This is a genomic window from Fibrisoma limi BUZ 3, assembly GCF_000296815.2.
Taxonomy (GTDB): Bacteria; Bacteroidota; Bacteroidia; order Cytophagales; family Spirosomataceae; genus Fibrisoma; species Fibrisoma limi.
The window spans coordinates 640,866-666,783 of the sequence record NZ_CAIT01000004.1 but is presented as its reverse complement, the minus strand read 5'-3'; the positions used below and the strand labels follow the sequence as shown (position 1 = coordinate 666,783).

At 51.9% G+C, this 25,918-nt stretch carries 21 protein-coding genes; 3 read left to right on the top strand and 18 right to left on the bottom strand.

Annotated elements, in window-relative coordinates:
* Window positions 1-30: 30 nt before the first annotated feature.
* The 3 genes from BN8_RS03265 to rpsU all read right to left on the bottom strand — a co-directional run bounded on the left by BN8_RS03265 (window position 31) and on the right by rpsU (window position 2,169).
* Window positions 31-708 carry an EboA domain-containing protein gene (locus BN8_RS03265; RefSeq protein WP_009280364.1) on the bottom strand — a complete coding sequence of 226 codons (678 nt, stop codon included), beginning with the start codon at window positions 706-708 and terminating at the stop codon, window positions 31-33.
* A 24-nt stretch (window positions 709-732) separates the two neighbouring features.
* Window positions 733-1,644: a tyrosine-type recombinase/integrase gene (locus BN8_RS03260; RefSeq protein ID WP_009280363.1), complete on the bottom strand. Its 912-nt coding sequence runs from the start codon at window positions 1,642-1,644 to the stop codon at window positions 733-735.
* 327 nt (window positions 1,645-1,971) lie between these two features.
* Entirely contained in the window at window positions 1,972-2,169 is a 198-nt protein-coding gene (gene rpsU, locus BN8_RS03255) for a 30S ribosomal protein S21 (protein WP_040005296.1), read from the bottom strand.
* Window positions 2,170-2,224: 55 nt separating this feature from the next.
* On the opposite strand from rpsU, the gene BN8_RS03250 reads away from it, so the two are divergent.
* From BN8_RS03250 to BN8_RS03240, 3 genes are all read left to right on the top strand, one after another.
* A complete protein-coding gene (locus tag BN8_RS03250) occupies window positions 2,225-3,166 on the top strand; it encodes a Ppx/GppA phosphatase family protein (RefSeq protein WP_009280361.1) in 942 nt (313 codons plus the stop codon).
* 252 nt (window positions 3,167-3,418) lie between these two features.
* Window positions 3,419-4,411, top strand: coding sequence for a bile acid:sodium symporter family protein (locus BN8_RS03245; protein WP_009280360.1), 993 nt, complete (start codon window positions 3,419-3,421; stop codon window positions 4,409-4,411).
* A gap of 441 nt (window positions 4,412-4,852) precedes the next feature.
* Entirely contained in the window at window positions 4,853-5,041 is a 189-nt protein-coding gene (locus BN8_RS03240) for a hypothetical protein (protein ID WP_040005295.1), read from the top strand.
* 433 nt (window positions 5,042-5,474) lie between these two features.
* Here BN8_RS03240 and BN8_RS03235 read toward each other — a convergent pair whose 3' ends face one another.
* The 15 genes from BN8_RS03235 to BN8_RS03165 all read right to left on the bottom strand — a co-directional run bounded on the left by BN8_RS03235 (window position 5,475) and on the right by BN8_RS03165 (window position 25,911).
* Entirely contained in the window at window positions 5,475-6,533 is a 1,059-nt protein-coding gene (locus BN8_RS03235) for an endo-1,4-beta-xylanase (RefSeq protein ID WP_229367658.1), read from the bottom strand.
* A 149-nt stretch (window positions 6,534-6,682) separates the two neighbouring features.
* Entirely contained in the window at window positions 6,683-7,018 is a 336-nt protein-coding gene (locus BN8_RS03230; RefSeq protein ID WP_009280358.1) for a hypothetical protein, read from the bottom strand.
* A 28-nt stretch (window positions 7,019-7,046) separates the two neighbouring features.
* Window positions 7,047-8,972 (bottom strand): alpha/beta hydrolase-fold protein, encoded by a 1,926-nt coding sequence (locus tag BN8_RS03225; RefSeq protein ID WP_009280357.1) that lies wholly within the window; start codon window positions 8,970-8,972, stop codon window positions 7,047-7,049.
* Window positions 8,973-9,177: 205 nt separating this feature from the next.
* Window positions 9,178-10,329 carry an alpha/beta hydrolase-fold protein gene (locus BN8_RS03220; RefSeq protein WP_009280356.1) on the bottom strand — a complete coding sequence of 384 codons (1,152 nt, stop codon included), beginning with the start codon at window positions 10,327-10,329 and terminating at the stop codon, window positions 9,178-9,180.
* A gap of 22 nt (window positions 10,330-10,351) precedes the next feature.
* Window positions 10,352-11,629 carry a family 8 glycosyl hydrolase gene (locus BN8_RS03215; RefSeq protein ID WP_144051560.1) on the bottom strand — a complete coding sequence of 426 codons (1,278 nt, stop codon included), beginning with the start codon at window positions 11,627-11,629 and terminating at the stop codon, window positions 10,352-10,354.
* Between the two features lie 140 nt (window positions 11,630-11,769).
* Window positions 11,770-12,888 (bottom strand): alpha/beta hydrolase-fold protein, encoded by a 1,119-nt coding sequence (locus BN8_RS03210; protein ID WP_009280354.1) that lies wholly within the window; start codon window positions 12,886-12,888, stop codon window positions 11,770-11,772.
* A gap of 175 nt (window positions 12,889-13,063) precedes the next feature.
* Window positions 13,064-14,143: an alpha/beta hydrolase gene (locus tag BN8_RS03205; protein WP_009280353.1), complete on the bottom strand. Its 1,080-nt coding sequence runs from the start codon at window positions 14,141-14,143 to the stop codon at window positions 13,064-13,066.
* The gene (locus tag BN8_RS03200) at window positions 14,140-15,318 is read right to left on the bottom strand and encodes an esterase (protein ID WP_009280352.1); all 1,179 of its coding nucleotides are present in this window, start codon (window positions 15,316-15,318) and stop codon (window positions 14,140-14,142) included. Before BN8_RS03200 ends, BN8_RS03205 begins: the two co-directional genes overlap by 4 nt.
* A 32-nt stretch (window positions 15,319-15,350) precedes the next feature.
* Window positions 15,351-16,481, bottom strand: a complete 1,131-nt coding sequence (locus BN8_RS03195; RefSeq protein ID WP_009280351.1) for an esterase — start codon at window positions 16,479-16,481, stop codon at window positions 15,351-15,353.
* 127 nt (window positions 16,482-16,608) lie between these two features.
* Entirely contained in the window at window positions 16,609-18,696 is a 2,088-nt protein-coding gene (locus BN8_RS03190; protein ID WP_009280350.1) for an alpha-L-fucosidase, read from the bottom strand.
* Window positions 18,697-18,715: 19 nt separating this feature from the next.
* Window positions 18,716-20,389: a GH39 family glycosyl hydrolase gene (locus BN8_RS03185; RefSeq protein WP_009280349.1), complete on the bottom strand. Its 1,674-nt coding sequence runs from the start codon at window positions 20,387-20,389 to the stop codon at window positions 18,716-18,718.
* A gap of 29 nt (window positions 20,390-20,418) precedes the next feature.
* Window positions 20,419-21,282 (bottom strand): alpha/beta hydrolase, encoded by an 864-nt coding sequence (locus tag BN8_RS03180; protein ID WP_229367655.1) that lies wholly within the window; start codon window positions 21,280-21,282, stop codon window positions 20,419-20,421.
* Between the two features lie 161 nt (window positions 21,283-21,443).
* The gene (locus BN8_RS03175) at window positions 21,444-22,298 is read right to left on the bottom strand and encodes a sialate O-acetylesterase (RefSeq protein ID WP_040005404.1); all 855 of its coding nucleotides are present in this window, start codon (window positions 22,296-22,298) and stop codon (window positions 21,444-21,446) included.
* Window positions 22,299-22,366: 68 nt separating this feature from the next.
* Window positions 22,367-24,313, bottom strand: coding sequence for a glycoside hydrolase family 97 protein (locus BN8_RS03170; protein ID WP_009280346.1), 1,947 nt, complete (start codon window positions 24,311-24,313; stop codon window positions 22,367-22,369).
* Window positions 24,314-24,336: 23 nt separating this feature from the next.
* Complete coding sequence (locus tag BN8_RS03165) at window positions 24,337-25,911, bottom strand: glycoside hydrolase family 43 protein (protein WP_009280345.1); 1,575 nt, start codon at window positions 25,909-25,911, stop codon at window positions 24,337-24,339.
* Window positions 25,912-25,918 lie beyond the last annotated feature (7 nt).

Here is a 25,918-nt window from a genome sequence, read left to right as displayed (position 1 = left end):
TTCAACTTCAAACAACGAACAACTAATTAATTAATTCATCAGCAAATCAATATTGGCAGGTAAGCTACGCCCGGCAGCCCGGCGTTCGGCGGCATAGTCCGCCAGCGTCTGAGCCAGTCGGGCGTTTTTGCGTTCGTGCAGCCCAATGATCTGCGTTATGTCCTTGTCGGTGAAAAACGCCTTTAAGACGAGCTGGTTCCAGGCGGCTTCGTCGAAGTACTCCATTGGATAGGGATTGTGGAGCATGATGGCCGACTGAACATCAGCTATATTGTTACGAATCCCCTCCGTTCCCTGAAACCGCCAGGCTTCCGGGTATTCCAGTACAGGCAGGGCCGAATACAACGCAACAAGTTCGTTTAGCTCAGCCGTCTTGAATAGTTCAGTAATGGTTTTAACGTAAGCAGTCTCATCGTCGGCGGGTAGTTGCAACAGCCACCAGACCCGCGCCAGCCGATCACGCGTCCAGCCGGTTACGGTGAAATGGGGTCGGATTCGTTCCAGCGCGAACGCCATATCAGGCGACACCTCAAGTACCTGCTTACCGGTGAATCGGGGAATGGACACAAACACGCGGTAGAACGTAGCCGTCTGCGGATTTTGCTGGAATACGTCGGCCTGCTGACGAAGATAGATAGTCGCTTTTTCGGCATCAGGTTGCTGCTCCAATATGTAGAACAGCGTCTGGCTCATGGTCAGGATATTCATAAGGGCAAATGTAGCACGGTAGGGTTACTTCTTGGCCTTTGGGTGTGCCTGGTCGTAGGTTTTCTTTAACTGCTCAAGGCTGGTGTGCGTGTAGACCTGCGTCGCGGCCAGACTGGTATGCCCCAGCAAATCCTTAATAGCGTTCAGATCCGCCCCCCGGTTCAGCAGATGCGTCGCGAACGTATGACGCAATACGTGCGGGCTTTTCTTTTCGAGCGTCGTGACTACGTTCAGGTGGCGTTTCACAATTCGCTGAATCAGCACCGGATAAGCCTGAATCCCTTTGTCGCTCACGATCAGGTGTACGTCATCAGCCTGTTCGCCAAATGTTTCCTGTTTCAGCCGGGTATACTGCTGCACCAGGTCAAACAGCGGCTGCGTCAGGGGAACGATCCGGTGTTTGTTTCGCTTACCCAGCACGGTGATGGTTTTTTCGTAGAGGTTAACATCCGCCGTTTTCAGGCCGGTAAGTTCACTCAGCCGGATGCCGGTGCTGTAAAGTAGCTCCAGAACCAGTTTGTCGCGTATGCCTTCAAATGTGTCCGGAAAGTCAATGTCGTCGAGCAGCGTCGCCATTGGTTTTTCTTCAACATAGACCGGCAGTTTCTTACTTGTCTTCAGCGCCTGGATTTTCACCATCGGATCGACGGTAATCAGTTTCCGGCGCAGCAGAAATCCGTAATAGCTTCGCAGGGTCGCTATTTTTCGATTTACCGACGTTTTATCGAGACCGTTCTCTACCAGACTAACCACCCACGACCGAATGTGCCGGAAATCGGCTTTATCAGGCTGTTCCAGGTTACACTCCGCAGCCAGAAACGTACCGAACTGCTCCAGATCGTTGGCATAGGCCGTCAGGGTATGATGGCTCAGGCGCTTCTCGTACCGAATGTGCTGGAGGAAGTCTGAAGCAAAGGTTGGCCCTATCGGATTCATAAGCTGTAGCTGACTTAACTTAATTTCTTACCAAAGCTAACAGGTCAATGTTTCTATACCAATCCCGGCATTCACGTTTTATCTATCACCCCAATCCCTTCATGGGGCAAGCTCCGTTATTTTTAAAATCCGGCTTGAACAACGCTGAGCCGATTAAAGAGGGGGATCATTATTGTGAAAAGTAACCCTTGTCACATAAATCCTAATGCTGGGCAACAAAAAAGCAGCCGACATTCCTGCCTGCTGCTTCGATGTTTTTATGGTTAGCTACTCTATGTTGACTGCGCACATCAACAGCCAAGTACCAACCCTACGCGCGTCACCGATCTATTGCTCGGTGTGGTTGCCGTACATTTTTTCTTTGTAGGCAGCCTTAATAACCTGAGTGCGACGCTTTACCGACGGTTTTTCGAAAGCCGTCCGCGACCGCAACTCCCGCAAAACGCCCGTCTTCTCGAATTTCTTCTTGAAGCGTTTCAGCGCCTTGTCAATGGACTCGTTGTCTTTAACGTTTATGATAAGCATATCCGGATATTGATTTTTGCTAATAGCGGACGGCAAAGATAGTAGATTTGCGGACATGAAGCAAGCTATTATCGACTTAGGAACCAATACCTTTCACCTACTCATCGTTGACCGCCGACCGGATGGTTTGTACCAGACGCTCTTTCGGGAAAGTCGTCCGGCTAAAATCGGCAAAGCCGGCATCAATCAGGGAATGATTACGGAAGAAGGCGTCGAACGGGCTCTGACCGTACTGCGCTATTTCCGCGAAGTACTGGACCAGTACGGTGTGGCTCCCGAACAGGTCGTTGCTATTGGTACAAGCGCCATCCGGGTTGCTCGTAATCAGAGCGAGTTCATTGATCGAGTCCAGCACACAACCGGCATCCGGATTCAGGTCATTTCCGGTGATCAGGAAGCCGACTACATATACCGGGGCGTTCGGGCGGCTGGGTCACTCGACGATCATACGGCCCTCATCATGGACATCGGCGGGGGCAGCGTCGAGTTCATTCTGGGAAACCAGCACCGGATCTTCTGGAAGCAAAGTTTCGAGATAGGCGGGCAGCGGCTCCTCGAACGCTTCATGCCCGGTGCGCCGGAACGCTCCGACCCGATTCCGCCTACCCAGGTACAGCGCCTGACCAGCTTCTTTCAGGAACAACTGCTGCCGCTGGTCAATGCGGTTCACCAGTACCAGCCGACCATGCTCGTTGGGTCGTCGGGTTCATTTGATACGTTGGTTGACATGTGGTGCATGCACGATCAGGGCCATTTTCCCGACCCGTCGCAGACAGCGTTTGAGCTTCCGGTGGCTGAATTCTATCGTTCCTACGAACTGTTACTGACTCGCAACCACGACGAACGTATGGCTCTACCGGGTATGATTGAGTTGCGGGTCGATATGATAGTTGTGGCCGTTTGTCTCATCGATTACGTATTGAAAACGTATCGCATCGATCACATCCGTACCTCAACTTACTCGCTGAAAGAAGGCGTTTTAAGCACCTTAAGCTGACACCTGATGCGTTGACCGTTAAAAGGATCGGTTCGCCAATGAGATCAGCGCGGGTCATTCGAAAAAGAAATAAAACTGCCCGGAAAGCCCCGACTGTCGTGTCCGGTTTTCCGGGGCAGTGGTTGTCTATCGGTTACCTTCTGTACACACTGGTTCAACGAAGCTCTCTCCGGATATCGGGGGGAGCTTTTCTTCTATGGGATTTAGGTAAATTTTAACGTAGCTTCACTTTTTCCGAAAACCGAAACCCTTATGAAATCAGAAACGAACGCCAAATCCTCATACCGCAACCTGATCTACACAGCGCTGATTATTGCCGCCGTGGCCACGGCGCTGGCTTTTCCGAACCTATTCACTCAAGTTGGTGACTTTCAACTGAAACGGTTAATCGTGCCGCTGTTGCAGATTATCATGCTTGGTATGGGTACGACGATGGCCATTAAAGATTTTGAGGGGGTTATCAAACAACCGCGGGCGGTATTCGTAGGCGTTACGTGTCACTTCATTATTATGCCGCTGCTGGGCTATACCCTGGCTAATTCATTCAGTTTTCCGCCCGAAATTGCGGCCGGGGTCGTGCTGATCGGCTGCTCACCCAGCGGTCTGGCCTCAAACGTCATGTGCTTCATTGCGAAAGCCAACGTACCACTCTCCATCACCGTCACGACTATATCGACGTTACTGGCCCCGTTTGTCATGCCCGCCCTGATGAAGCTACTTGCCGGGCAGTTCATCGAGATTTCGTTCTGGAAAATGATGCTCGAAATCATGCAGATCGTTATTCTTCCGGTAATTGTCGGTTTAATTCTGAATCGTATTTTCCACAAATCGGCCGTGTTCATTAACCGGGTTATGCCACTGGTGTCGATGGCTGGTATTGTCCTGATCGTAGCCATTATCACCGCGGCCGGCCGCGACAGCCTGCTGACCGTCGGCTGGACCCTGGCCCTTTGCGTACTCATTCATAACCTGACGGGTTTCTTCTTGGGCTACTGGAGCGCCCGTGTCTTTGGCATGGACGAGCAAAGCTGCCGGACCGTAGCTATTGAGGTTGGTCTGCAAAACGGCGGCCTGGCGTCGGGTATAGCCGTGCAGTTGGGTAAAGTCGCTACGGTTGGACTGGCCCCTGCCTTATTCGGACCGATTATGAACACAACAGGCTCGCTGCTTGCCACGTACTGGAGTCAGCGCCCGCCGAAAGAGGTCGCCGTCGGGACTACGTCAACCCCGCAAACGGCGGCTTGATATTTCTTTCAACCTGCTTTACCCCAAACTTCTGAAGGGGCTTAGCTCTGCTAGGGTAAAACCTGATAAAGTAGCGCTAAGCCCCTTCAGGGGTTTGGGGTAATACGTAACAGTGTTTTTTGGCAACCAAAACTACACCAGTTCCAACGGTTTGAAGGACTGGCCGAGGATGGCTTTATCGTCGGCCTTGAGCCAGTCGCGCAGCAGGGTGGCGTAGATTCTGCGGAATCGTTTTCAGGCGCCCCGGGCAGAAAGTCAATACATCAATAAGTAGACTAGCGGGTAGCAATATACCTGTTGGTGACAAGTGAGTATGACCAGAAACGTACCTTCAGTCTAGGCATATCTTACAACTACGTCTACTGACCAAATCCTATAAAAAAAAACTTCATCTCGTTTCAACCGTTTTCTGAGGGACAATACGAACAAACCGAATTGGATATGAAGACTGTTAGATGGTATTCGCCTGGGGGCGAGGCAGATCAAGGAGGAAACAGTGCTAACGATCGAGAGTCTGTTCTCCGTCAGGAAGGACCGCACGAACCTGGGGATACCCCCCTGGAAGATCAGGAAGAGCTACCCGGCGGATTTATTCATGGACACGTCGACCAGGGGGAAGACGACGAATAGATTTTTGTCCTGAACTAAGAGCATGGGTAGAAGTCCATTTTTGTACATTTAACAGAACAGCCTGGTTAGCTTCGCTGAACCAGGCTGTTCTGTTAAGCGCTTAGTTAACAGGATTTCTGAAAAACTTAATCTGTAAAGCTTCTCGCTATGCACTCATTTACAAGCGAATCGCTGTCTTTGCAGTTCGTTCAAACACACTTTATCCCTCAACAGCACAACTTTGGGTATTAAGTTTCATTATGAGACAGAAAGGATACCCTGTGGCAGATATTCAGGTCAATACTGTGACTACTTGGGTCAGATTTTTCGTACAATAAATTGCTACGTTCTGTCAGGTACGCACATCACAACTGGCTTATTCTAGCATCTCCGCTGATTTGGCGTACCATTTTATATGTTACCCAAGAGTGAGATTTTACACGTTTACTGTGAATCACCTGTTTTTTAGTGCCAACACCTTATAAAATGCTGGTTTAGGCTGGTTGTTGCGGTCGAACAGCAGTGGGTAACTGGTCCGACCCCGGATCGGCCAGTTGTTCAGCCAGCTATCACCGTCGTTGACGCCCCAGAACGTCACGCGGGTGACTTTGTCCTTGTGCTTGAGCAATAGTTTGAACAAGGCTTCGTAGTCGGCCGCCAGTTGCTGCTGCACGGAGTCCGGCAAACCGTTCGCGTATGGATTCGACTGTTCATTGTTGACCATACGCTGGTTCACATCGGCACCCTGGAAATTACGGGGCAGCACTTCAATGTCCAGTTCCGTAAACATGACCTTCAACCCCAGAGCTGCGTACTGAAGGATACTTTCTTCGATGTCCTTCAGGGGTACTTTGCCCACGTGCCAGTGCCCCTGAATACCTACGCCATCAATCCGCACCTTAGCGTCCTGTATTTTCTTAATGAGCGTGATGCAGCCCGCCCGCTTGGCCGGTTGTTCGTTGTTGTAATCGTTGTAATACAGTTCGGCTTTAGGGTCTGCTTCCTGCGCAAGCCGGAAGGCTTCGGTTACGAAATTGTCGCCGAGGTGTTGCAGAAACACCGACTTACGCATCGTACCATCTTCGTTGAGGGCTTCGTTGACGACATCCCACGAAAATACCTTGCCTTTATAGCGCCCGGCAACGGTTTTGATGTGCTCATTAAAGAACGTGCGAATCGAATCCGAACTCTTTATTCCCCTGATAAACGGTGGTAACTGGCTATGCCAGACCAACGTATGGCCGTTGATTTTGATGTTGTGCTTTTTCCCGAACGCCACCAGCTTATCCGCCATCTCGAAATTATAGGTATCCCATTTCGGGTGGATCGGCCCTGACTTCATGACGTTTTCCGGTGTAGCCATGTTGAACTGACGCGCGATGAACTCGGTCATTTGTGGGTCTCGTTCTTCAATCTGGGCGTTGTTCAGGCATGTACCAATCCCGAAATCTCGTGTAAACGCGTCTTTTAATGATGGAATAGATTGAGAAAATCCAGGGACGGTTCCTATCATGAAAATGGCCGTACTTACAGCCACGAAGTTTCTTTTTGAAATCATGGAGATAACTATCTTTTGAGCAGAATCCTTAAATAGGAACTATGTGCTTCCTAAAAACACCGTTTAACTGAGCCTTTTTTGCTCAGTTAAACGGTAAAAATTTCCTACTGCTTAGCGAGCTTCATCTCACCACGCTCACTTTTAACAACTAATTCTTTATCAGACACTAATTCGCCAGTATAACTCATTTTACGATCGTTAAATGTGATACTGTACGAAATCTTTTTGCCATCAACAGTCCCTTCTTGTATGGGAGACTCGCCAAATTGAGTTTTCCATGTTCCTGTTAATTTGTTGCCTTCTACCTTGAAGGTATAGTTTACTTCGAAAGTACCGTTCGGCGTTTCACGGCTGCCTTTCCAGTTGCCATCAATTGGATTTTGAGCAAATGCTACAAGGCTGACAATTGATAGAAGTAAAGAAAAAAACAACGTTTTCATGGTGAAAATTGGGGTTTTGGTTTACAACTTATTTGAAAAGTAATTGAGAAAACTGAAATAAATCGTGCCGCCAGACCGGCCAGGTATGGCCGCCCGCATACTCGCTATAGGTGTACTTGACGCCCATATCGTCGAACTTCTTCATCATCACCTGACAGTTCTGGTAGGCAATGTCTTCTTTGCCGCCCATCGAAATCCAGAAGTTTTTCAGGTTGCTGTTGATGGTGCTGGCATTGTCTTTCATGAAGGCGTACTGCGGGTCGGTGAGTTTGGGGTTATTGGCAAACCATCCCGAACTGAACACCCCCAGCGACGAAAACATATTCGTGTTCTTGATACCCGCGTAGAGCGTTTGTAAGCCGCCCATCGACAGGCCCGCCAGCGCCCGGTTTTTCGCGTCGGTTTCGACTCTGAAGTTGCTTTCGACGAAGGGAATGGCTCCTTGCTTCAACTCGTTTTCGAAGGCGCGCAGTACGTTTTCGTTGAAACCCGCCAGCCCACCGGGCATGTTCATGTTGCCGTCGAGCATGACAATTACCATTGGCTTTGCCTTCTTTTCGGCAATCAGGTTGTCCAGAATCAGGTCAGTACGGCCCTGCGTAGCCCAGCCACGCTGATCTTCACCCCCACCGTGCAGCAAATACAGCACGGGGTATTTCTCCGTTGATTTATCGTAGCCCGGTGGGGTGTAGACGTACATCTCCCGCCAGGTATTCGAGGCTTTTGACAGGTACCGTTTGATACGAATGTCGCCGTGGGGTACGTCTTTCAGCGCATAAAAGCCCTCGTCTTTGTCCGGAATCTCAATGCCGCTGGCCATCCGGCCCATGCCGTAGAACGTTTCGCTGGCGGGATCGACAAGAGGGACGCCATCGATCAAAAGCGAGTAGTAATGGAACCCGCGGCTGATTGAATCGGTCGTAACGGTCCAGAAACCGGCCGTATCCTTCACCATGTTGTACTTCTTGCCCAGGTCAATCTGCACGTTCTGCGCCTGTGGCGCTTTTACGCGAAACACAACCCGATTGTCGGGCAGAACCTGCGGGTATTTGGCCGAACGGATGTTGGTAGTTGCCGGTGAACCCAGGACGGTGTATTTGGTCAGCGATGCGTTGTCAACCGGCTTGAACAGGAACTGCGAAAACATATACAGCCCGTTTTTCCAGACCTTGAAATCATGTCCACCCGGCTCCACGTAATAGATGTGCGGTACGTTGTTCTGGTATAGGTAGTCGTGCGTACGCTTGCTGAAGGTGATCAGGCCGTCGGCGTCACCACACGAGATCCACAGAAGTTTCAGCTTCTTCTTCGCTTCGTCGGCATTGGGGACCAGTTCTTCGGGCCGTTTCGTGTTCGGTGCCGACGAGAAACCGCCCACCCACGCGAATTTATCCAGATTGCCCAGTCCGAAATTTAGTGATTGTCCCCCGCCCATCGACAGCCCGGCAATGGCCCGGTGTTCGCGGTCGGTCAGGGTCGAATACTTTTTCTCAACAAACGGAATCAGGTCGTTGAGCAGGTCTTTCTCGAACTTAGCGAAAGCCTCTACTTTCTCCCGATCGAAGACGTTGCCTATGGCGCGGTCGTCTTTCATGGCCCGGCCGTTAGGCATCACCACGATCATAGGCTCCAGCTTCTTGTCGGCATACAAATTGTCCAGAATCACTTGGGGACTACCGCCTTTCAGCCATTCTTTTTCATCGCCCCCGATGCCGTGCAGCAGATACAGCACCGGGTATTTTGTCTTTTTGGAGTAGCCCGGTGGCGTGTACACCAACACTTTACGGGTAGTCCCTACCGTTTTCGATGGGTAACTGATCGAATCAAGCTTGCCTGTAGCAATGCCCGAACGGAGCTGATCGAAGCCTTTGGGCGCTTCTTTGTCCGTGGGTTGAGCGAAGCCGTCACAGCAGAAAACGCCCATGATGGCTGCTAGTAGAAAGAGTCCTTTCATTTGTATATAGTGTGTTTGTAAGTATCCGTTGGCTTATGATGTTTTTTGTCATTCCGACGATAGGGCCGGTCCTATTTTGCCATCCCGACATCAGGAGGGATCTTCTTTGATCGGAGATATTTTCAGCCTCACCTGAAGATCCCTCCTAACGTCGGGATGATAAATCTTTGCCTACGAATCCCGGTAGGGACGACAAAAACGCCGGTTATTTTTTAAAGATCAGGCCCGCATACTGCCGGAGCGACCGGCGCCAGGTTTGCCACTCGTGCGACGTACCCGGCGACTCGTAATACACGTGTTTGATGCCCGCTTTGTCGAGCGCTTCGTGGAAGCCTTTCACGCCGGCATACATCCGCTCCGGCTCTTTGGTACCGATGCTTACGTAGACTACTTTCACTTTCTTGTTGAAAGCGTCGGCATCGGCCCAGGCCCCGTTGTAAAGCTGCTGGATGTCAGCGCCCGGCTGCAACCGTCCTGCCCCGCTGAAACCACCGATGTAAGCAAACTTGTCGAGGTTGGTCATCGTGGTCTGGAAGGTTTGAAAGCCGCCCATCGATAGCCCAGCCATAGCCCGATTGTCTCGATCCGTCAGCGTTCGGAACGACTTATCAATCATTGGAATCACCTCTCTCACCAGTACGTCGGGGAAGACATTGCTGTTCATGCTGGCGGGTCCGCTGACCGTTGTGCTGACGGGTTTGGTCGGGTCGGTAGCGTAGCCGCGCTCCATCACCACAATCATGGGCGTTGCCTTGCCTTCGGCGATCAGGTTGTCGAGAATAAAATTCATCTTACCCTGCGTTGGCCAGCCGGTTTCGTCCTCGCCCGAGCCGTGTTGCAGGTACAGCACCGGATAACGCTTTTTTGGGCTTTCGTCGTAACCGGGTGGGGTGTAGACATTCGCGCGTCGCCAGGCTTTGGTCATGTCGGAGTAGTAACTAACGGAGCGAACCTGACCATGCGGCACATTTTTGGGCTGGTAGTAGTCCATGTCTTTGTCCGGAATGTCGATGCCACTCGCCATCCGGCCCATGCCGTAAAACGTCTGGCTCGACGGGTCGCAAAGAGGAACGCCGTCGATTATGAGGGAGTAATAGTGAAAACCTTCCACGATGGGGTCGGTCGTGACGGTCCAGAAACCGCTCGTATCTTTCACCATGTCGTATTTCCGGCCCAGGTCCATCTGCACTTTTTGTGCTTCCGGGGCTTTCACGCGAAACACGACGCGGTTGTCGGGCAGAATCTGCGGGTATTTCTGGCCCGGAATGTTGGTGGATGCCGGTACGCCCGCATCCTGAGCCCGAACGGTAGCGGTGAGCAACGCAGCCCAGGCAACTAAAGCGATGATCGTTTTCATGAAAAGGTCAGCATAGGGTTTATTAACGGGATTGCGGAGTGATAATCTGATACTTCCCGCTCAGGTGCATCAGGCTGAACAGGTACAGCAGCCCATCGTAATACGGATCGAAATAGCCATCCTCGAAAGGCTCCAGTTTGGCGTTCCATAAGGCATGCACAAAATCAAGACTGTTCTTCTCTTTGTTGATGAGCGAGAGCGTGGCAGATGTTGACACCAGGCCTATTGAGTGCCGTAGTTTTTTCACTGGCCCGGCCTGCAGTATAAAGTCTGGACGAGAACCGTCGAGATTAAACTGATCTTCGTAGGTATCCAGGCCTTTCGAGCGAAGGAAGCCCTGAAAGCGTTTGGCGTAATCTTCCTGCCAGACTTTGTCTTTGCCGTACCAGGTATAATCCATTGCAATGTTCATAGGCACTCGCCATGAATCGTAGCGAAAAGCCGAGGGCGACCAACGGGTGTCGTGTGGCTTGCCGCTGAACTCGGTGTAGTCGGCGTTCAGGCCCGTTACGGGGTGGCAGGCCCGGTGCAGAAACACCCGCGACGTATCGGCGCACTCCTTGTAAAAAGCTTCATGACCATCTTTGGCGTACAACGCCCATACTTCATAGAAGGCTGGCAGGTGGTAAGACGGGTCAGTCCAGTTATACATGCCGCCTTCCGGTACGAACGAGATCTGCCTGGCGTCGGTATTGATGAGATTGTAAATGTTACCGGTGCCGTCCTTTTTCCACATGGCGTCGAGGATTCGGCGGGCCTCACCATAATAGTTGATGCCGGTATTATTCCCCCACTTATTAGCAGCAAACAACAGGCTCGTGATGTAGTACAACTCGCCGTCGGAGGCTGACCCCTCCGCGTTTTTCTTCATCGTCTGCGGGTTGATACTCCAGGCAAAGTAGGCTTCGCGGGGGCCGCTCTGATGTTGGAGGTACTTCTTGGACCAGCGCCAGATTCGGTCGAATACGTCTTTTTTGTCGAGCTGAACGGCGATCATCATCCCGTACGACAGTCCTTCGGTACGGGCGTCTTTATTTTTCACGTCCGACACGTAGGCCATCGTATCACCTACTTCGAAGTAGACCTTATTCGGCCCTTCAAATATGTCGTGATACGCTTTCGCCACTTTCGCGTCGGTGTCGGCCTGACTATAGCCTGCCTCCCGAAACAGGTTGCGGTATTTAGGCTTAATTGCCGTTTTGCTCTGCCCGAAAACGACTCCCTGTCCGCTACATAACACGGCCAGTATCAGCCACAAACTGATCCCGCCGATTCGCTTAGCTCGTATTGATCGTACCATAATACCGGTTGAGTATTGCATTTGAGGTTTTTAAGGAGTACTCTTTGTCATCCCGGCGACCCGGTCGTGCCCCGGGATGACAAAAAATGTCTTTTCCGTTCTTTGGATCGGGTGGCCGTTGCTATGACAAAAAAGCGTTATTACTTAAACAGCAGCGGGGCCATCTCGTGCAGGCTACGACGCCAGGTCAGGAATTCGTGCGCAGTCTTATCGGAGACATACGAAACGGCGTTGTAACCAGCGGCTTTTAGGTCGGTAGCCGCTTTGGTTACGCCATCGGGCCGTTCTTTGCTGCCGCAGCTAATGAATACAAGCTTCGGTTTGGTTTTCCCATTGAGGTCTTCGGGGGCGTAGACGCCACCGCTGAGCAGACCGTAGTAGCCAAACACATCAGGTTTGTTCAGGGTAATCATTTTGGTTTCCATACCGCCCATCGATAGCCCCGCCATCGCCCGGTTATCCCGGTTCGTCAGCGTACGGAAATTAGCATCCACGTACGGAATCAGCTCGTCGACCAGTACCGTCTGGAAAGGCTCAATCTTGAACTCCCGGATTTTACCAAACTTTACTTCGTTGGTCATGCCGTAGGTCATCACAATGAGAAAAGGCTTGCTTTTACTTTCGGCGATTAGATTGTCCATAATCAGGTTAGCGTGCCCCTGATTACTCCAGGCCGTTTCGTCCTCACCCCAGCCGTGTTGCAGGTACAGCACCGGGTATTTTTTTGACTTATCCTTCTCGTAGCCCGGTGGCGTGTACACAAACGCCCGACGCGGTGTACCGGTGCTCTTTGACGGAAAAAGTATCTGCTGGACGTTACCATGGGGCACGTCTTTTAATGCATAGAAGTCCTGATCGTGAGCCGGAATCTCAATGCCACTCTCCCACCGAACAGAGCCGTAATAGTTCTTGGCACCGGGGTCATTAAACTTCCCGCCGTCGATTGTCACGTTATAGTAATGGAATCCTTCATCCATCGGACCCGCCGTCGTGCCGGTCCAGAAGCCGTCTTCCCCTTTGGTGAGAATGGTTCCTCCTCGTCCACCTAGTCCCAGGCTTACCCGGACACTATCGGCCAGGGGTGCCTTTATCCGAAAGCGGGCATACCCCTGCGAATTGACCTGCGGGTACTCCTGCCCCGGCTGGTTTAGCGTAGAGGGTTTAAAATCCTCGGCGATGGCCGGTTGGCTGGCCTGCGAAAAGCAGGTTGTACTAATCAGTGTGGCTGCGAATAAGGCAGCAATTGGTTTGGCTGTCATGTTAATTATTGGTTTAGAAATAGTTGATACGATGCTCTTTTTTGTAGTTCAGAGGTATAGTCTTTGTCCTGCCGACGAGTTTGTCATCCCGACGTCAGGAGGGATCTTCGGGTGAGGCTTGTACACCCTCTGGCTACAGAAGATCCCTCCTAACGTCGGGATGACAAAAACGCAATCATTTGAACAACTCCTGCAATGTCGTTGCCAGGTATTGTTTGCAATTCATCCAGGTATGACCGCCGGGCACGATGTAGCTTTTCACGGCCAGTTTCTTGTCCTGAAACATGGCGATGTTTTGCTTCACGGGCTCGTACAGAAAGTCCTCTGTACCGACGCTGATGGTGAAGAGTTTCAATTGTTTGTTCATCTGGTCAGCATTGGGCGACCAGTCGGTAAAGTTCTTTTTAAACTCCTCCGTAGCCGTGTAGGGCGCATACGAACAGACATAGGCGAATGTGGACGGGTTGGTCAGGCCGATGTTCAGCGTTTGTCCGCCACCGACCGAGAAGCCAGCGACGGCGCGACCTTTGCTTTCTTTTATGACGGGGTAGTTGGCTTCGATAAACGGCACAATGTCGTTCACCATATCCTTCGTGAAATCAGGCATGGGGGCCGGACGGACGTTCCCATAGGGCATCACAATCAACATCGGTTTGGCCTTGCCCTGTGCAATCAGGTTGTCGGCAATCAGGTTGGCCCGACCGACCTTCGTCCAGGTTTCTTCCGTGTCGGAGCCGCCGTGAATCAGGTACAGCACCGGGTATCTGGTCTTACCGTTCGGGTTAAAGCCGGGCGGGGTGTAGACCAGCAACTGGCGCGTGGTACCCAGCGTACCCGACTTGTAATACCTATAGCTGACTTTGCCGTGCGGTACGTTCTGCAACGAATGCACCAGCGGCTGATCGCCGGGTACGTCGACGATACTGCGCTTGAAGCGTTCATTGGCGAAGATGTAGGTGTTGCTGGGGTCAGCTAACTGCACACTATCGACTGTGAAGCTGTACGGGTAGATGTCGGGCTTGACGGGTGGCACGGTCACACTCCATATTCCAGACGTGTCTTTGGTCAGAGGCACGGGGGCTTTCAGGAACTCGCCACTGAGCGTTACTTTTTTCGCATTGCGGGAAAAATAGCGGAACGTGATGCTATGATCGGGGTGTACGTCGGGCGAGCTAATGGCCGGTGGCCGTTGCTGCGCCCGAGCCGATAACGACGCTACGGTCAGGATAGACAGGAGATAGACAAGTCGGTTCATGGGCGTGGGGTTTGGGATTGAAACAGAAGTGGCGTAGTGGCGGCAACGTACGTTTTCACGTTCATCCAGGTGTGGCCTCCGTCGGTAATCAGGCTTTTGAAGTTCACGTTCTTAGCCTTAAGGTAGTCCATAAACTCCACCGTTCCTTTATACAAAAAATCATCGCTTCCCACGCTCACCCACAGCAGTTTTAGCTGCTTGTTGGTTTGATCGGGCTTGGCCACAATCTGACTGAAATTGCCATCCATCTCCTGGGGCGACAGGTATGAACTGTACGCGCACACCCACGCAAACTTGTCCATGTTGTTGAAGGCTGTTCGCAGGGTTTGCCCACCCCCGCGCGAGAAACCTCCGATAGCTCGGTTGTCGCGGTTAGGGATTGCTCGGTAGCTTTTCTCAACGTAAGGAATGACGTTGCTCACCAGATCGGTCGTGAAGTCGTTAGCCCGTTTTACGGCATCGGCCCCGTCGCGCACGGTCGGGTCGGCGGGTTTGGAACCGCCTTTTTGCTCGGCTATCCGTGCGGCAATGTTGCCGTAGGGCATGACAATGATCATCGGTTTGGCTTTGCCTTCGGCGATCAGGTTATCCAGAATCAGGTTGGTTTTGCCAACTTTGAAAAAGGTTTCCTCCGTATCGGTCGTGCCACTGATGAGGTAATAAACGGGGTACTTTTTTGACAGCGCCTGGTCGTAACCCGGTGGGGTGTAAACGACCAGCGATCCCGTTGTTCCTTCCATTGATGGGTAATACTCGTAGTTGATGGAACCGTGGGGTACGTCGCGCATGGCGTGAATGAGGGGCGTATCGCCGGGCACATCGACCAGACTGGCTTTGAAGCGTTCGTTCGGGAAGAACGCTACGTTGGCCGGGTCCATGACCGAGACACCATCCACCCGAAAGTTGTACGGATAAATATCAGGCTTGACGGGGCCGACCGTTGCGCTCCAGATGCCCTGCGCATCTTTGGTCATGGGCACAGGTCCTTTCTCAAACTGCGCACTCAGTTCCACCGACTTAGCCTGCGGAGCCAGATACCGGAACGTGATGGTTTTGTCGGCGTTCACCTGGGGCGACACTACCAGCGGCCCACGTGGCGGCTGCGCCAGGGCCAGTCCAGGCACGAACAGTATCGCCCAGAGCAACAATAGACGTGTACGTGTTTTTGTAATCATGGTATTGAACAGGTTTAGGAATAGGTAGTGGTTTATCGGAACAGCTTTTGGGCGATGGTCGACAGGTAGAGCTTGCAGTTCATCCAGGTATGTCCACCGTCCGAAATCAGCGTTTCGTGTTTGAGCTTCTTCTCATCGAGCACCTTCAGATAATCGTTGATGACCGGATAGAGCATATCCTCTTTCCCAACGCCAATCCAGAATAGCTTCAGTCGCTGGTTGGTCTGAGCGGGGTTGGCAAACGCAGTGGCGTTGTTGCGGTCAAATTCCTCTTTGAGCATACCCGGTGCAAAGCCACAAACCCAGCTAAACAGTTCGGGATTGTTCAGCCCCAGATAGAGCGTTTCGCCACCACCCCCTGAAAACCCGGCAATGGCCCGGCTGTCTTTGTCTTTCTTTACCCGATAATTCTTCTCAACAAACGGCATCAGATTCCCCAGGAAATCCTTCTTGAACTCCTGTAGGTTATCCCAATTGCGAAGGCTCCCCGACGATTTACTGATGACCGGATACGCCCGTCCGTAGGGCATGACAATGATCATCGGCTTGGCTTTTCCCTGCGCAATCAGGTTATCCAGAATGATGTTTGCCCGCCCCACTTTGGTCCAGGTTTCTTCCAAATCCGTAGTACCGTGCAGGAGGTAAAGCACCGGGTAGGTTGTTTTAGCATCCGTTTCGTAGTCGGGCGGGGTGTACACCACCACGGGCCGCTGTCCCAGCTCGGGCGATGTGTAGAATCGGTACGATACGGTGCCATGCGGTACGTTCTGGATAGTATGCACGAGGGGCGTATTACCCGTTATTTCGACCAGGCTGTTCTGAAAACCTTCGTTTGGGAAGATGGCCGAGTTTTTAGGGTCGGCCACCGAAATTCCATCGACCTGAAAGCTATATGGATACATATCGGGCTTCACCGGTCCCGTCGTAATGCTCCAGATGCCCTGTGCATCTTTGGTCATAGCGACGGGCGACTTCTCAAACTGGGCGTTCAGCTTTACGTCTTTGGCCGCCGGGGCCAGATACCGAAACGTGACCGTGTTGTCAGCGTTGACCTGTGGTGATACCACCGTTGGCCCGCCGGGCGGTTGGGCCAGGCCTAGCCTGCTCAGACAAAGCAGCAGGCTAACAAGCCAGAAGCGAAGGGGTAAGGGTCTGTTCATCATTGGTTAAAGGTTTAGAATTGCTCGTTTTTTTGTCATCCCGACGCAGGAGGGGTCTTCGGGCGAGGCTGAAAAAACCTCTGGCTACAGAAGATCCCTCCTGCGTCGGGATGACAAAAACGGGTTGCACTCACTGCGTAACAACGTCTACTTCAGCATAGCCCGAAGCCGAACCTTCCTGCGTGTTTTTCAGGGCACGCAGTTTAATGTATCGGGCTTTAGTTGGCTCAAACGGTTTAGTTTGCCAGAACGGGCTGTTTTTGATGTTGGAAAATTCACCCTCACTGACTCGCGTCCAGGCTTTGTTATCGGTTGACACGTCAAACTGATAGTGGGTAATGATGCTGGCCTCTTCCCACCAGTTCTGCGCAGGCAGATACCGGAAACCGGTCAGCGTTTCTTCTTTACCCAGATCAATAACGAGATCAGCAGGCATCTGCTGGCTTTTGGGCTGCTGCCAGGAGGTGCCGGGATTACCATCCAAAAGCTGATACGCCGACCTGGCTTCCGTATTCAGGATTCTCCAGGCCGTATGGGCAATGTCAAATTTTTCTTCGCTGACAACACTGCTCTGTTTCGTGAACGGATTGTAGGCAATGGCCTTTATCTCAACTTTTCCCGAGCTGGTTTTCACCGGATCTACGTACTTGTTCGAACGCGCGGTCGGCGTGCTGCCGTCGAGCGTGTAGTACAATTCCGATTCGGTGTCGCCGGATTTGATGAGAACGTCGCCTGCCTGATTCCGGGTGATGACGGGGGATGTCAGAATCAGTGGGGCTTTATACACTTCCAGATTCGAAATCAACGGGCAGCCTTTGGCATCCAGAATGGTCAGTCGCAGTTGCGTAGCTTCGACGGTCGGAAAGCGTAGAATACGTTTGTACCCAATGGTGGTTTCCCTGGCAATTTCTTTCCAGTTGCCATCGACCAAAGCTTCGACAGTAAACGACTTAACCCGCTGCCCTAATCGAATGGGCTCCTGTACCAGAAACCGATTAAAAGCTGTGGGTTTTGAAAATTGGATCGTCAACGATGCATTTCTGACGGCATCGTCCGTTGCCCAATAGCTTTCTGTATCGTTGTCAATGGCTTTGCTGGCATCGTACATCGAACTTTTTCCGCGTACCTGCGAGGCTGTAGCGCGGCTATTTTTAGCCAGATTTAAGGCAAAGGCGTCGTTAACGGCTTTGGCAAAGCTCAGTGCAGCTTTTTCATCTTTTTCGTGAATCAGCCCGTTCGGCATGATCGGAAAATTGAGGAGCAACGTCGCATTCCGGCCGATGGAGTTATAATACGTATCCATCAGTTGGGACAGGGTCTTCACTTTCCGGTCTTCGCGCTCGTGGTAAAACCATTCGGGACGGATCGACGTGTTAACTTCACCCGGCACCCAGGCATTGCCATTTTCTACACCGTGCCGCAATTGCTCCTCGGGCACATCGCCGGTGGCATTCAGTAAACTCCAATTGGTTTCGCCCACGTACCCGGCTTCAGTACCCACCCAACGCAGGTCGGCCCGATCACCCCCATCGTTCCAGATAACGATCTTAGGTTGTAGCTTACGAACGAGTTTATACGTAGTTGGCCAGTCATAATACGTCTTGGCGTCGATTTTCCGGGTTTCGTTGGCCCCACCATAATAGCCTGACCCGCCATTGGCTCCATCGAACCAGACTTCAAAAATATCACCGTAGTTGGTTAATAGCTCGGTCAGCTGGTTGCGGAAATACGTAATGTATTCAGGTTTGCCATAGTCAGCATGGTTACGGTCCCAGGGCGACAGATATACACCGAATTTCAGCCCATATTCCTTGCAGGCATCGGCCAGTTCGCGAACGATATCCGCTTTCCCATTGCGCCAGGGTACGTTTTTGACAGAGTATTCCGTGTATTTCGAGGGCCAGAGGCAAAATCCACTATGATGTTTGGCGGTGAAAATGATGCCTTTCATCCCGGCCTCTTTACAAATCCGCGCCCATTGTCGGCAATCCAGGTTCGTCGGGTTGAATAGCTTTGGATCTTCGTTACCCAGCCCCCAGGCCATATCCGTATAGGTATTGATCGAAAAATGGATAAAAGCATAGTACTCCATTTTTTGCCAACGCAGTTGATTTTCGCTGGGAAGCGGACCAACCGGCTGCGGGGGCGTTGTCTGCGCCAATCCGGCAAGACCGTTCAGCAGGTAAAGCGCTAGCGAAATGAAGACCGATTTAAGCATAATGAACGGGACGTAGGCGTTATAAAGTCAGTTGCAGAAAAGACACACCCTGCCGGGGCAGGTCGAAGGTGAACGTTGTTGTTCCGTTGGCGACCGTTTTGGTTGCTGGTGGGGCCAGTTCCTGTAGTTGTCCCGCTTTTTCCAGTGTTTTGTATTGGTCGGTCGACACCTGCTGCGGACTACCCATTGCCTTCCAGGTCTCGAACGAGTTGCTGTGCTTGTCATCCACACGGTAATGGCGCACCTGCACCTTGTTTTTGTCGAGACCGCTGATGGTTAGCTGAACCGGTGTTGCCGGGCCCGTCACATCGTCATCATGGTAATTCCAGACCATCACGCCAATTGTATTTCCGTTTTTACTGGCGATGGCGTTGACGTCGTTTGCTGCCCGAACGCCGTTGGCGATGATGTTGGCGGCAGTTAGCCCCCGATTGGTCTGTACGGCAACGCGCTGCCCACCCATCTTACCGAACATGCGGAAAATGTTCAGCACTGGCTTGTCGACCCCATGCGTGGCCAGGTCGCGGAAACCCGCAAACCACGGCTGATCCTCAAATTCGAACGACCAGCTCACGGCCCCGCGCAGGTTTACGTTGTACTGGTCCATCAGTTCGTATATGCGGGCGAACGACGAAGCCGTGTAGCTGGAATACATCGTACCGTTTCGGTAGCCGTATTTCGGGTCGCGGGTGACGGCACAGGCTGCGCATCCTTCGGGGTCGCACTCACCGATGATGATGGGAATGTTTTTCAGTTCCGGAAACGAATTAACCGCTTCAAACGCCCGTTGAATATCTTTCAACTGCACACCCATATTCATGCGGATATGACCGTCGACAAACTCAGGATTGCCTTTGGCGTGGAAGCCAATGTATTGCAGGGGCGTACCCGTTTTTCCGGTAGCGTAGTTCTGTCCGCGAAGACAATGTTCAATAAATCGGGTGAGGTAACTATACGCTTTCTCACTGCGGGGGCTAGTGGTATGCGGCCCGCCGATGGTACATTCGGGACAAGCCCGTTTCAGGCCGTCGGCGGCATAATCGTACATCTTGCAATACTCGTCGAACGTACCTGACCAGTAGCCGATGTCCGGTTCATTCCAGACCTCCCAGAGCCAGCTCGTTACTTCCTGTTTGCCGTAGCGGTCGATGGAGTGCTTGGCCCACTGATAGACCAGTTCCCGCCATTTGTCGTAGTCTTTCGGTGGGTAGGTCCAGCCCGTCCAGATGTTACCGCCCTTGCTCCAGGTATGTTCATACGGTTCGGGTTTCGATGACAGGTCTTTCGGCATAAACCCAATTTCCATCAGGGGCTTCATACCCCGTCTCACATACGTATCTACGATGCTGTCAACGACCGTCCAGGTATAAATTGGCTTGCCGGTAGCGTCTTCCCGGTAGGCATCGGTAAAGCCCCACTTAAGGTCTGGGCCGGGGCTATTGCCTTTAGAGGTCAGCAGGTTGTGCGCCCGAACGTACACTGGCACGGGGCTTAGTTGCTGAAGTTCGGTAAGCAGCTTCTGTCCGTCTTTACGGGTAGTATAGTTAGGTTCATCATACCCGAAAAACGCCCAGAATGGCTTCATCTCGCCAACCGGCTTTGCGGCATTGACCTGAATCGAAACCGGCGATGGCTGCCCAGAAACTATCCGGCCACAAAGCAGAAGAAAACAAAGTAGGGCTACACGATTCATGGTTTAGGAAGCTTTATAGAAATGGCTACTTAGTTTTTAACCCAGCTATTCGCTTTCATCCAGGCAAACAAGGGGTCCATCCAGCCGGGGTGTCGGAAGATGAAACCGTGATCACCCTTCGGGTAGATGTGCATTTCTACAGGTACTTTCTGGCGTCTCAGTCTTTCGAAATAAATGATGCTGTTATCTACATCCACCAGTTTGTCGTCGGCTGCGTGGGTCAAATAGGTAGGTGGCGTGTTGGCACGTACCTGTAGTTCGTTGGAGAACAGGTCGATGTCCTGCCGTGACGGATTTTTGCCCAACAGATTATCGTGCGAACCACCGTGAGTCAGGCTGTCCTGCATACTGATGACTGGATAGATGAGTATCTGAAAATCGGGTCGCAGGCTTGTGTTGCTACCGTTATCAATATACGCTTTTTCAAAATGCGTAGCGGCCGTTGACGCCAGGTGCCCACCCGCCGAAAAACCCATGATACCGACTTTGCTGGCATCAACTCCCCATTTGGCGGCATTCTCCCGAACCAGTTTGATCGCTTGCTGAGCATCTTGCAACGGGCCAATTTTCTTATCGGTCATGATAGCGTCACTGGGAAGTCGGTACTTCAATACGAAAGCCGCCACGCCTTTTTCAGCCAGTGCTTTGGCGGTATTGACACCCTCGCCCTGATACACCACTACGCCATATCCTCCACCGGGAATTATGACGACCGCCGTGCCGGTCGCTTTGTCGGGCGCGGGTTTGAAATATTCCAGCGTTGGTTTGGTGATTCCTTTCAGGACACCTTTATCCGCACCTGACTCCTGCATATCCGACACTTTTGAGTTAGGCACCGCACCCGAATAGAGTGGAATGATTTCCTGGGCGTTTACTCTTAAGGAAGTAGCCATTAGCCAGCCAGTCAGCGCAGCTGTGGGTATTATCTTTTGACCTAACTTTCCTAGAATGAATGGTTTCATGTTGTCAGGGTTTATGGCAATTCAGAGTCTTTGTCATCCCGAAGAATGACAAAAAGGACTATGTTAGCCTAGTGCATCATCCATAACTCGCGTTAGTTAACAGCAACCGGTTTATACCCCAGCAACGACAGCATCTGAGTCGCATATCGTTTGCCCAGCTCCCTGTACCCGGCGGCATTGAAGTGCAGGTTGTCGGCCGAATCGGTGCAGCCCGCCGACGAAATCACATGTGCGTTTTTGATGGTTTGCGGCAGCGTGGCAATGATCGTATTCATACTCGCGCATCGGCCTTCCTGATCGGCATTAACGGTCTCACCCGCCAGCAGGGGCACTTTTTTGGGTTTCAATTCCAGGTCGTGCATCAGGTTATCGTAGACCACCTTGACCTTTTTCGTCCATAGCGTATCGCCCGTATTCGATTCGCCCTGATGCAGCAGAATACCCTTTATGACTCCATCTTTCTGTGCCAGCTTGGCCATCTCAACCAGTCGGGCGTATGGATTGCCGCCATATTCGCTGATGAAATTCTTCATCCAGCCCGGTACATTGGCGGTGTACGATTGATAATTATCCTTGTCGAACAACTCGATTTTACAGCCCCCCACGGACACATTGATGACGCCAATCCGAACTTTTTCGGGCAGGTTCGCTACCAGTTCTCGACCAAAATAATCGGCGGGGGTAAGGCCCGTGCGGCACCGGCACAACGGCGGAACAGCAGTATACCACTGACCCATTTTCCGATTTAGGCTCGGGCAGTCAACGGCTTCCATCACCTGAAAACGTGGATTTATATTGACGGTATCCTGCGGTTCGATTTTGGCGTTACCTTCCATATTCGACTGCCCAAAGCAGAGGTAAATATGAAAGTTACGATCCTGAGCAAAGGCACCGTTACCCGTCAACAACAGATGGGTAAGCAGAAAAACGATAACCAGCGCTTTCATCATCATAAAGGTTTAGTAGCTACTTCATCGGGTTTAGGAAAACAGGCTAGCGCATCGCAACGTACACCTCAATTCACGATCAGCGCAGCCCCGTTGGTCGGAATAGTCCACTCCACTTCCTGACTCTTTGGAAGTTTTGCGGTGGTTACTTTGCCCGTTAATTGCGCGTCGTCGCTGTATTGCTGATAGGCAGCTCCGGCGGCAAGCATTGGGAGTTTGATCTTTAGTTTAAGAGGTTCTTTCTGGGCGTTGATTCCGGCTACATACCATTTCGCACCCTGACGGCGAGCCAGCACCACGTACCGGCCCGGGTAACCATCAATGTACTGTACTTCGTCCCAGGTCGTCGGCACGGTTTTCATAAAGTCAATCGCCCAGCCTGGAGCGTCGGTGAGGTTATTGGGCGCAAGGGCAAAATGCTGAACTCCACTCTGAAACAGGACCGCCGTTGCCAATGCGTACACATCCGACGTAACCCGTTTCGAACCTCGGTTTGGGGTATTATTGGCATTGTAAAATTTATTCAGGGCACTACCGCCAAAATCCATGCTGCCTACCGTGTTGCGGATAAACGGGTGCAGGGTGGCGTTAAACGCTTCATAATCACAGCTTCGTTGGGAAAAGGCTAGATTTTCGCTCGCCAAGACCGCTTCACTGGCTGCGTAGTTGGGGTACATGCGCTCCCAGCCGCGGGGGAGTGTCGAACCGTGGAAGACACACAAGATGCCATAGTCGTTGGCATCGTACAAAATGTCTTCGTACAGCTTCATGGTTTCCTGCTTATCCCCGCCAAAAAAGTCAACCTTGATGCCTTTCACGCCGATCTGTTTCATCCAGGCCATTTCCTTCCGGCGGGCAATTGTATTGTCCATAATGCCGCGCGGCCCTTGCGGGGCGTCGTTCCAGTAGCCATTAGAGTTGTACCACAAGTACAGACTAACCCCTTTACTAGCCCCGTATTTGGCTAATTCGGCTATCTTGTCGCGTCCGATCTGGGTATCCCACAGCGCATCTATCAAGATAGTTTTGTACCCCATGGCCGCGCTGAAGTCGATGTATCTTACTTGTTCATCATAAACCGTTCGTCTGTCCATGCCGATAATCCAGCTCCACGAACCTTTTGTATACTCGTATTTTTGGGACGCTTCATACCGCGGTTCCACGACATCAAACGGGACTGTCGTCTCGACAATCGGGGCCAGGGTTTCACCGACCGTAATCGTACGCCATGGCGTTTGGCCCGGCAGGGGAATACCGGGGGCAGATGTCCCGTTGCCGTTGTTTTCGTCCGGCATCGGGAATCCAATGGTGTACAATCCGTCCGGATGGCCCATCAGTCGGCTTCCGCAATAGCGACTGTCGACCCCTGTTTCGGAAATCAGCACCCAGCCGTTGGTATTCACTTTAAATAGACAAGGAAAGGTATAGCCGTTGTTCCGTCCGTTTTCGCCCAGCGTATCATCGACCGTATACGGAATCTCGTAGCTGGGCATAGTGCGGGCAAAACCCACCATCGCTTTACTCTGTGCCGAGAGAAACGTGGTGGTACCGGCTGGTAAGACAAACCCCGTTTGTTCGGCATTGACCACACAAGACAAGGCGTTTTTCTGGGGATACACGGTATACCGGAACGCCACATCATGATTGCTTACCCGGAAGGTTACGTCGATAGCGGCCGCATTGGCTTTATTGAACGAGATGACGCCTTCGTTTGCTACGTAATGTACCTTACTTTGTTTAATGTTGGGCAATTCGTAGGTCTGGTCAATTTTAGTCATACGGGTTGGTTTCCCCGCTTCCAGTCCCTCGCTAAAGTCGCCGACGTTGGTTTTTAACCCCAGTGGGGATTTATTCAGAAATGGTTTTCCGTTGAGTGAAACGGTATAAGCTGGCTTGCCATTTTCCAACGAAACGGTGACCACCAGCTTTCCGTCCGGGCTGCTCACAACCGAGTTATTCGTTTGCGCGTAAGCCCCAAACACGGTCAATAATAAAAGACAAACTATAGACTTCATTCTAGTACTTGAGTAATCAAGCGTTATTTTTTAGTGATTTTATCGTCTATCCGGAAATAATCGAAGTCGGCAAAGCCACCCGTTTGTTCGGTAGCGTAATTGAATAGTCCGAACCGATAGCCCATAAAGTGTGGAATGGTGTAGGGCATCTTCAGCGGTTCGCCAATCGCGGTCCAGGCTTTACCGTCGAGGCTGTAAAAGAAATGGGCTGTGTCTTTGCGATCTCTGAAATTGCATTCGGCTTTTAGGTAGACGGTCTTCTGGTTTAATGGCACCCGTTGCACCTCTATCGGCTTTCCCGTAGCCGCGCTGACCATGACGATAAACCGGCTGCCATTTTCGACCTTCACACCCACCAAGCCGTAGTTCTTCTGCAACAGGCTTAAACCAGCAAAATCGCCATCTTTCAGATTCGAGGCATCAAGTAACGTAGCGCCCGTACTTTCAGGGCCAATGGTACGCTGGGTGAGCGTGTTGCGAGCCATGACGAACGAGGTGTCGGTACGGCCAGTTTTCAGCCGCAGGTAGCCTTTCCGTGCAGACACCGACCACAGACGGTTATCCGGGTTGTGGTTCCACTGCCACACCAGCGGCAAAGCAGGTTCGCCTTTCTTTCGGGTAAATTCATCCGATGCAACGATGCCCGGAATTAGCCCTTTGCTGGTGGGGAGGCCAAGCGTTTCAGGCACTTTGCCGTTTTCGCCCAGCACGGGCCAGCCGTCTTCCCACTTGACGGGTACCATATACGGAATGCGGCCAACTCCGCCAAAGTCCCGAAACAGATAGGCAAACCAGCGGCCATCGGGCGTATCAATCAGGCCGCCCTGCGCTACGCCTAAATCCTGTAAAGCCACGCGACCCTCCCAGGGGCCGGTTAGCTGATCAGCTCGGTGAATGACCACCGTACGCATCCCCCCTTTCGGCCAGGTAATGTTGAACAGGTAATACTTGCCGTTCACTTTGAACAATTGCGACCCTTCGGCGGGTAAGCCCCCACCGGTGCCCGACGGTGTGCTGGCGTTCTCAATCAGAACCTGCTCGGTAGTACCGGGCTTTACGCCCGACGCATCAGCTGTGAGTTCGACAAGTCTGAGCTTACCCGCCCCGTAAATCAGGTACGTCCGGCCATCGTCATCAAAAAACAAGCTGTGGTCGTGGTACGAAGGCTTGAAAGACACTTCTTTCCAAGGGCCTTTTTCAATATTCTTCGTGGTATAGATGTAGGTCTTACCGGTCGTCTGAGCAAAGGTCGTTACGTAGTACAGACCGTTATGATACCGCAGGCTACTGGCCCACGAACCGCGTCCGTAGGTGCTTTTGCCGTTGGTTAGATTCAGGGCGTCGACGCTCGCCAGTGTATCATAGGCATAACCCACCATCTGCCAGTTTACCAGATCTTTTGACTTCATGATTGGTAAGCCCGGACTCATGTGCATGGTCGTACTGCTCATGTAGTAGGTATTGCCCACCCGAATCATGGCCATATCCGGCACATCGGCGAAAATGATTGGGTTACGGGCAGTCTGGGCGTTAACTGAAAGCGTCCCCAATACGAGCGCAAGCAGCAACAGACCAGAACGAGAAAACAGGGTTTTCATGGACTAA

Coding starts and splice junctions, on each gene's coding strand:
- BN8_RS03265 (WP_009280364.1), bottom strand. CDS start 708: ATGAATATCCTGACCATGAGCCAGACGCTGTTCTACATATTGGAGCAG.
- BN8_RS03260 (WP_009280363.1), bottom strand. CDS start 1,644: ATGAATCCGATAGGGCCAACCTTTGCTTCAGACTTCCTCCAGCACATT.
- rpsU (WP_040005296.1), bottom strand. CDS start 2,169: ATGCTTATCATAAACGTTAAAGACAACGAGTCCATTGACAAGGCGCTG.
- BN8_RS03250 (WP_009280361.1), top strand. CDS start 2,225: ATGAAGCAAGCTATTATCGACTTAGGAACCAATACCTTTCACCTACTC.
- BN8_RS03245 (WP_009280360.1), top strand. CDS start 3,419: ATGAAATCAGAAACGAACGCCAAATCCTCATACCGCAACCTGATCTAC.
- BN8_RS03240 (WP_040005295.1), top strand. CDS start 4,853: ATGAAGACTGTTAGATGGTATTCGCCTGGGGGCGAGGCAGATCAAGGA.
- BN8_RS03235 (WP_229367658.1), bottom strand. CDS start 6,533: ATGATAGGAACCGTCCCTGGATTTTCTCAATCTATTCCATCATTAAAA.
- BN8_RS03230 (WP_009280358.1), bottom strand. CDS start 7,018: ATGAAAACGTTGTTTTTTTCTTTACTTCTATCAATTGTCAGCCTTGTA.
- BN8_RS03225 (WP_009280357.1), bottom strand. CDS start 8,972: ATGAAAGGACTCTTTCTACTAGCAGCCATCATGGGCGTTTTCTGCTGT.
- BN8_RS03220 (WP_009280356.1), bottom strand. CDS start 10,329: ATGAAAACGATCATCGCTTTAGTTGCCTGGGCTGCGTTGCTCACCGCT.
- BN8_RS03215 (WP_144051560.1), bottom strand. CDS start 11,629: ATGGTACGATCAATACGAGCTAAGCGAATCGGCGGGATCAGTTTGTGG.
- BN8_RS03210 (WP_009280354.1), bottom strand. CDS start 12,888: ATGACAGCCAAACCAATTGCTGCCTTATTCGCAGCCACACTGATTAGT.
- BN8_RS03205 (WP_009280353.1), bottom strand. CDS start 14,143: ATGAACCGACTTGTCTATCTCCTGTCTATCCTGACCGTAGCGTCGTTA.
- BN8_RS03200 (WP_009280352.1), bottom strand. CDS start 15,318: ATGATTACAAAAACACGTACACGTCTATTGTTGCTCTGGGCGATACTG.
- BN8_RS03195 (WP_009280351.1), bottom strand. CDS start 16,481: ATGATGAACAGACCCTTACCCCTTCGCTTCTGGCTTGTTAGCCTGCTG.
- BN8_RS03190 (WP_009280350.1), bottom strand. CDS start 18,696: ATGCTTAAATCGGTCTTCATTTCGCTAGCGCTTTACCTGCTGAACGGT.
- BN8_RS03185 (WP_009280349.1), bottom strand. CDS start 20,389: ATGAATCGTGTAGCCCTACTTTGTTTTCTTCTGCTTTGTGGCCGGATA.
- BN8_RS03180 (WP_229367655.1), bottom strand. CDS start 21,282: ATGGCTACTTCCTTAAGAGTAAACGCCCAGGAAATCATTCCACTCTAT.
- BN8_RS03175 (WP_040005404.1), bottom strand. CDS start 22,298: ATGAAAGCGCTGGTTATCGTTTTTCTGCTTACCCATCTGTTGTTGACG.
- BN8_RS03170 (WP_009280346.1), bottom strand. CDS start 24,313: ATGAAGTCTATAGTTTGTCTTTTATTATTGACCGTGTTTGGGGCTTAC.
- BN8_RS03165 (WP_009280345.1), bottom strand. CDS start 25,911: ATGAAAACCCTGTTTTCTCGTTCTGGTCTGTTGCTGCTTGCGCTCGTA.